At 69.0% G+C, this 6,996-nt stretch carries 5 protein-coding genes; 2 read left to right on the top strand and 3 right to left on the bottom strand.

The window, feature by feature from the left end; translation table 11 throughout:
* Together ACWELQ_RS33210 and ACWELQ_RS33205 are read right to left on the bottom strand one after the other, a co-directional pair.
* Positions 1-1,048 (bottom strand): hypothetical protein (locus ACWELQ_RS33210; RefSeq protein ID WP_452400990.1); only part of this gene is annotated, 1,048 nt, incomplete at its 3' end.
* A gap of 5 nt (positions 1,049-1,053) precedes the next feature.
* Complete coding sequence (locus ACWELQ_RS33205; protein WP_452400989.1) at positions 1,054-1,275, bottom strand: hypothetical protein; 222 nt, start codon at positions 1,273-1,275, stop codon at positions 1,054-1,056.
* A gap of 177 nt (positions 1,276-1,452) precedes the next feature.
* On the opposite strand from ACWELQ_RS33205, the gene ACWELQ_RS33200 reads away from it, so the two are divergent.
* On the top strand, positions 1,453-2,070 hold the full coding sequence (locus ACWELQ_RS33200; protein WP_452400988.1) for a TetR/AcrR family transcriptional regulator: 618 nt from the start codon (positions 1,453-1,455) through the stop codon (positions 2,068-2,070).
* Positions 2,071-2,220: 150 nt separating this feature from the next.
* A complete protein-coding gene (locus ACWELQ_RS33195) occupies positions 2,221-3,099 on the top strand; it encodes a carbon-nitrogen hydrolase family protein (RefSeq protein WP_452400987.1) in 879 nt (292 codons plus the stop codon).
* Between the two features lie 115 nt (positions 3,100-3,214).
* Here the strand turns inward: ACWELQ_RS33195 and ACWELQ_RS33190 are convergent.
* On the bottom strand, positions 3,215-6,996 hold a 3,782-nt coding region (locus ACWELQ_RS33190; protein ID WP_452400986.1), incomplete at its 5' end, for an amino acid adenylation domain-containing protein.

Below are 6,996 nucleotides of genomic sequence, written 5' to 3'. Positions count from 1 at the left end.
TCGGCGGGTGCCGTCGTCGGCGATAGTGCGGACGGGCGGGCGACGATTCTGTTGCGGGCCCGGGTGGGCCGCCGAATTGCCGCGCCACGCCCGCCTCGGTGCGCTCGGCCACCTCCAGCAGCCCCCGCCACACCGCGTCCTCGCTGCACCCGTTCACCGCGTCGGTGACCGCCGCGATGGTGGCCGGTTCGGCGATGACCGGGTTGGCGGCCAGCAGATCCAGCGCGGCCGGGCTCAACTGCCCGGCGAAGCGCAGCGTCTCCGGCACCGCCCCCGAACTGACGAAAGTCTCGATGAGATCGGCGATCTCGTCGGAGGAGCCCAGATCGAACAGGATGTCGCCGATCGCCACCACCACATCGGCGTCGCAGCGCGCGAACACCGACAGCGCCGCCAACCGCAGATCCTTCGACCCCTGCAACACGGTGCGCACCAGCCGCGGCACGCGACGCGCAGGCCCCGAAAGCAGATGCCGCACGATGACGCTGATGTTCTCCCCGGAATACGAATACGACGCCGAGCGCAGCAGCCCCTCGTCGTCGTGCACATCCTCCTCGACCGCGCGCACCAATTCCGGTGTCGCATACGCCAGGAACGGCCCCGCGGTGATGTAGTCCCCGCGCCGCAACAACTCGTTGATGATCTTCATGACGGGTTTGGGCGGCGCGATATCCGCCAGCTGCCCGACCGCATGCGGATCCATATAGGGCGCGCCCTCGGCCGCATACCCGGGATCGAGCATCCCGACCGCCTCGGCGGCCTTCTTGGGATGATCCACCCCGATCGCGCCCGCCGCCCGCCCGGCCATCATCGGCGGCACCATCCGCTGCACGATCGGCAGCGAGATCGACAGCGGGATGATCGGCACCAGCAGCGACAGCCGCGAGAACACCGCATTGTGTTCGGCGAAGATCACTTTCGCCATGCGTTCCTGCAGTTCGTGCAGATTGGCCGCGCCCAGTTTCTCGAGGTGGGCCAGCCGCTCCTCGGGCACGTGCAGCGTGCGCGACAGCAGGGTGATCTGCGCGCGCGTCACCAGATCGCTCATCGCCCCTACCCGAGCTTGTTGCCGAACATGATCTTCTTGGCGGCCGTGCGCAGCGGCCACGGCAGCGCGCCGACGGTCTTGTCGACCGCCTCGACCATGGCGGTGGTCTCGGTGCGCTGGGCCTGCTGGAAGATGCCGAGTAGATCGGCGGTCTCGGCGTCGGTCAAGAGATCGAGGGCGGGCAGCGGGCCGCCCAATTGCTGTTCGAGTTCGGCTCTGGCACCCACTGATTCGTCCCCATTCTCCGAAATGATCCGGATCACCCCATTTGTTCTACCCATCTCTACCAAGATCACCGATGGTGCGCCAGCCCTATACGGGGGCGCATTCGGTCAAATGAGGTCGGCTGCAATCAGATCCCGTGGTGCGCCGGTGGCGTACCACGGGCTGGTTATCATCGCCGCATGTCGCCGCGACCGCAGAGCCATCGTGCCGCGGGTGCCGCACGCCGGGCGCAGGTGCTGGACGCGGCGGTCGAGGTGATCGCCGAGGGCGGGGTGAAGGCGGCGACGCATCGAGCCATCGCCGCGCGGGCGGGCGTGCCGCTCTCCTCGACGAGCTACTTCTTCACCTCGATCGACGAATTGATCTCCGCGGCAATGGACCTGGCGGCGACGAGACTGATCGGCGAGATCCGGCAACTGGCGCTCGAACCCGACGCGGGGCAGGATTCGCCATCTCGGGTGATCGACCGGTACCTGGATCTGCTGATCGGCGATGCCGCGCGGACCGGTGAGACCGGCGCGGACAAGCGCGCGCAGCTGTCGCTGTATCTGCAATGCCGCCACGACCCGCAGTTACGCCCCATCGCGCAACGGTTGATCACCACCTACGAAGAGGTAACCACCTCATTGCTAGATCGCCTCGGCGTGAGCGATCCGGAGTTCCTGGCCCGCGTGATCATGGCCTTCATCGACGGTGCGGCCCTACAGAATTCAGCCTGGCCGCGCGGCGTCGAGGACGTCGACTTCTTCCGTCGAGCGATCCGCACGCTGATCACCGGCAGCCTCAGCAAGTCCTGACCACCCCTCGATCCGCCATCCGCGCCGAGGTGTGATCATCGCGACCCAACAACATCGGACATTTGTCCGATGTTGACGGTAAAGTAGCTGGTGAATCGCTGATGAGGAGAACCGATTCGAACCAATCCCCCAGAGAAAGGTCGAGAGACCATGAAGATCGCCATCATCCAGCACCTGCCCGAGCTCGACTACCCGATCAAAGAGCGCCTCGAGCGTGCCTGCGAGCGCATCGAATCCCTGGCCGGCCAGGGCATCGACCTGGTCATGCTCCCCGAGGAATGGCTCGACGGCGCGTTCATGGACGACATCCAGTTCGCCGAACAACACCCCCTCGACGGCTGGGCCTTCGCCCGCATCGGCGACTCTGTCCGCAAGCTCGGCGCCTACGTGCACGCCGGAACCTTCCAGGTGCCCAACGAGGACGGCGGCCTCCCGTTCAACACCGCGGTCTTCTTCGCCCCCGACGGCCGCATCCTCACCCGCTACGACAAGATCCATCTGCACGGCAAGTCCTATGCCTTTGTCTCGCAAGAGGACAAGGACCGCTACCTGGGCGGTGCGAGCGCCGTGCACAAGGCCGAACCGCAGACCAACGGCAGCACCCTGGTCGTGCAGACGGTGACCCTCCCGCACAGCGGCCGCGAGGTCACCTTCGGCTTCAACACCTGCGCCGACATCACCTACGCCGAGCAACAGCGCGCCCTCGTCGACCTGGGCGCCGACGTCCTGCTGCTCTCGGCCGCCTGGCCGACCGAGTACGCCCACGCCTGGGAGCTGCTCCCCGCCACCCGCGCCCTGGAGAACTCGGTCTTCGTCCTCGCCGCCAACAACCGCGGCCACCAGGAAGCCCTCGAGCTCTACGGCAACAGCATGGTGATCAACCCCTTCGGCAAGACCATCGCCCGCGCCGGCAAAACCGACGCCCTCCTCCTCGCCGAAATCAACCTCGACGAAGTCAAGGCCGCCAACGTCATCAGCGGCTTCAAGAAGGACCGCGAAGTCGCCGAGTCCTACGCCGGCAAGATCTGACGCCCGCCGCACCCGCGCAGCCGGTCCCCGTGGCTGGTCGACTCAACGCTCGATACGCCCCGGCCCCCGGGTATGACCAAGATCAGGGAGTTGTCAGTGCCGAGTTTCGTCCGATTCACCGCACTGACGACTCCCTGATCTTGACTTCCACGCGTGCCCGGTCGAGTCCGAGCACCTCGGCGAACACACCGGCCACGAGTTCCTCGATCGCACCGGTGGGCGCGCGGAATTCGGTGGTCTCGAAGACGGGTTCGGGCAATGCCCGACGATCCACCTTGCCGGTGGTTGTCAGCGGCAGTTCCGCGAGCACCAGGATCGCGTCCGGCACCATGTAGCCCGGCAGCCGGGCACCGAGCCCAGTCCTGACTTCGGCCGGGTCGAGCGCCTGCCCGTCGCGGGCGACGACATATCCCACCAGCCGCACGGGCGCGCCGGAACGTTCCGGGTCGGTGTGCGCGATGGCGACGGCCTGCGCGATGCCGTCCAGCTCGCACAGCGCGGCCTCGATCTCGCCCAGTTCCAGCCGCTGGCCGCGGATCTTCACCTGGAAGTCGGAGCGGCCGACGAACACCAGCGCGCCTGTCGTGGAATCGGATTCGCGGATCCACCGCACCAGGTCGCCGGTCCGGTAGAGCCGCTCGCCCGGGCGGCCGGAGGGATGTGCGACGAACCGGGCGGCGGTCAGGTCGGGGCGGCCGCGATAGCCGCGGGCCAGCCCGGCCCCGGACAGATACAGTTCGCCGACAGCGCCCACCGGCACCGGCCGCAGGCCCGAATCCAGCACCAGCGCACCGATACCGGGGATGCCCGTGCCCAGTTCGACCCGGTCACCGGCCCGGAGTTCACGGCTGATCATCGTCAGGATCGTGGTTTCGGTCGGCCCGTAAGTGTTGAAGAACCTGCGCGCGTGCGCCGTATCGGTGCGCGACCAGCGTTCCATCAGCCGCGCCGGATAGCCCTCGCCGCCCGCGGTCAGCACCCGCAGTTCGTCGAGGCCCTCGGGGTCGAGCGAGGCCAGCACCGACGGGGTCAGGAAGGCGTGGGTGATGCGGCCCGCACGCAGGACATCTGCCAGGGCGGGCCCGCCGTAGGCGTCGGGCGGGGCCACGACCAGCGCGGCCCCGGTCGGAACGGCGAGTAACAACTCCAGCACGGCGGCATCGAAAGTGCGGGCGGCGACGCACAAGACGCGTGCGTCGGTGGTGATCTCGTAGTCGTGGCGTTGCGCGGTGGCGACGGCCGCCAGTCCGGCATGGGTGACCTCGACGCCCTTGGGCTGTCCGGTCGACCCGGAGGTGTAGACGATGTAGGCGGTGTTGCCCGGTCGCGGCTGCCGTGCGAATCCGGTCGGCGGGTACTGCCGCAGGCGTTCGGACGTGGCCGGATCGTCGAGAACGAGCCATGCCGTCTCGTCGACCGGCAGTCCGGTGGCGTACGTATCGACGGTGATGCCCAGTCGCGCACCGGAATCCGCGCACAGGTACCGGTTCCGTTCGAGCGGATGTGTGGGATCGAGGGGCAGGAACGCCGCCCCGGTCTTGGTGACGGCCCATACCGCGACGAACCATTCGACCGAGCGCGGCATCGCCACGGCGAGCACCGATTCCGCGCCGACCCCGTGGCCGATCAGGTAGTGCGCCAGCCGGTTCGAGCGCTCGTCGAGCTCCCGATACGACAGCGTCCGCGGGCCGTCCACGATCGCGGCGCCGTCGGGGTGCGCGGCCACCGCGGCCGCGAGCAGCACGGGAAGCGTCACGTCCCCGGTGAGATCCCCGAGGTCGGGAGTTCCCGCCCTGCCCCAGGTTTCGAGGCTCCGCGCCTCCTCGGGTGAGAGCAGCCCGATATCGCGCACCGCCCGCGCGGGCTCGGCAGCGACCGTGCGCAGCACCCGATCCAGCCGCTCGAGGAAGGCGAGCGCGGTCCCGTGGTCGAAAAGGTCGGTGGCGTAGCTCAGATCGATGGGCATCGCGCCCCGCGAGTCGGGGGTATCGGCCATGGTCAGGGTCAGGTCGAAGCGTTCGATACCGGTGTCGGCGCGCGACGGGCTGACCGCGAGCCCGGGCAGCCGCACGGCCGCCGGGTCGAGATTGTGGAAGGCGAGCATCACCTGGAACAGCGGGTGATGCGCCTGGCTGCGTGGTGGCCGCACCGCCTCCACCACCTGTTCGAACGGAATCTCGGCCTGTGCGAAGGCGTCCAGGTCGACCGCGCGCACCCGGTCCAGCAGCGCACTGAAGGGTTCGGCCGCGTCGATCTCGGTGCGCAGCACGACCGTATTGACGAACATGCCCACCAGGTCGTCGAGCAGGGCCGAGCCGCGCCCGGAAACCGGTGTGCCGATGGCGATATCGGTGCTGCCCGACAGCTTCGACACGACCACGCTCACGGCGGCGTGGAACACCATGAACAGGGTGACCCCGGCCTCGGTGGCCAGCTCGCGCAGCCCCGCGACCACGTCGGGTGCGATCGTGAAGTGCTGGGTCGCGCCGCGATGCGAGGCGACGGCGGGCCGCGGGCGATCCGACGGCAGCTCCAGCACCTCGGGCAGATCCCGCAATTGCTCGGTCCAGTAACGGATCTGGTGTGCGAGGAACGATTCGGGATCGTCGGCCGCGCCCAGCAGTTCCCGCTGCCACAGCGCGTAGTCGGCGTACTGCAACGGCAGCCGCTGCCAATCCGGTTGCCGGGCGGCGCACCTGGCGGCGTAGGCGGTCGCGAGATCCCGGGCCAGGGGTCCCATGGAGAAGCCGTCGGCATTGATGTGATGGATCGCCATCACCAGCACGAATTCCTCCGCCCCCGGCGTGAGCAGCCGGGCGCGCAACGGAATGTGTTCGGCCACATCGAAACCCGTGGAGACGATGTCGGAAACCGCGCCCGTGAGCGCCGTGTCGGTCACCGGCCGTGGGGTGAGATCGATGTCGACGGCCTCCGCCAGCTCGTCGACCGGCACCACGGCCTGGTAGGGCACTCCGTCCACGTCCGGGTAGCGGGTCCGCAGCACCTCGTGCCGGGCCAGCACGTCCAGCAGGGCCGTGGTGAGGGCCGCGACATCCAGTGCGCCGGACAGTCGCAGCACCAGCGGGATGGTGTAGGACGCCGATTCGGGGGCGAAGGCGTTGACGAACCACATGCGCTGCTGGGCGAATGACAGCGGCACCCGGGCCGGGCGCGTCCACGGCCGCAGCCGTGGCGTCTTCCCGAGCGCCGGGTCGGCCTCGGCCACCCGCCGCGACACCAGCGCCGCCAGTTCGGCGGCCACCGGGTGGCCGAAGACGTGCCGCACCCCGACCTGTACCCGGGCCATATCGCTCAGCCGCGCCGAAACCTGGGTCGCGGACAGGGAATTGCCGCCGAGTGCGAAGAAGTCGTCCTCCGCGCCCACCCGGGCCGCGCCGAGCACTTCGGCGAACACGGCGGTCACGAGTTCCTCGGCCGGGGTCGCGGGTGCCCGGTAGGCGACTCGAGCCGAGATCGGTTCGGGCAGGGCGGCCTTGTCGAGCTTGCCGTTGACCGTGACCGGCAGGGCGTCCACGGCCATCACGACTTCGGGGACCATGAAGCCGGGCAGTCGGCGTCCGAGTGCGCGGCGGATCCGGGCAGGATCCAGGACCACGCCGGGCACGGTGACCACGTAGGCGACCAGCCGGTCACCGTGGGCGGCGGCGTGCAGCAGGACCACGGCGTGGGTGACGCCCTCCTGCTCGCAGAGCGCGGTCTCGATCTCGCCGAGTTCCAGCCGCTGCCCGCGCAGCTTCACCTGAAGGTCGGCACGCCCCACGAATTCCAAGGTGCCGCTGCCGGATTCGGTTTCCTCGCGCGTCCACCGCACCAGGTCGCCGGTCCGGTAGAGCCGCTGTCCCGGCGCGCCGAACGGGTCGGCCACGAACCGGCCCG

This window comes from Nocardia sp. NPDC004722 (assembly GCF_053601505.1).
Note: the sequence above shows the minus strand (reverse complement) of the source record. Positions and strands in the feature narration are given on the sequence as shown.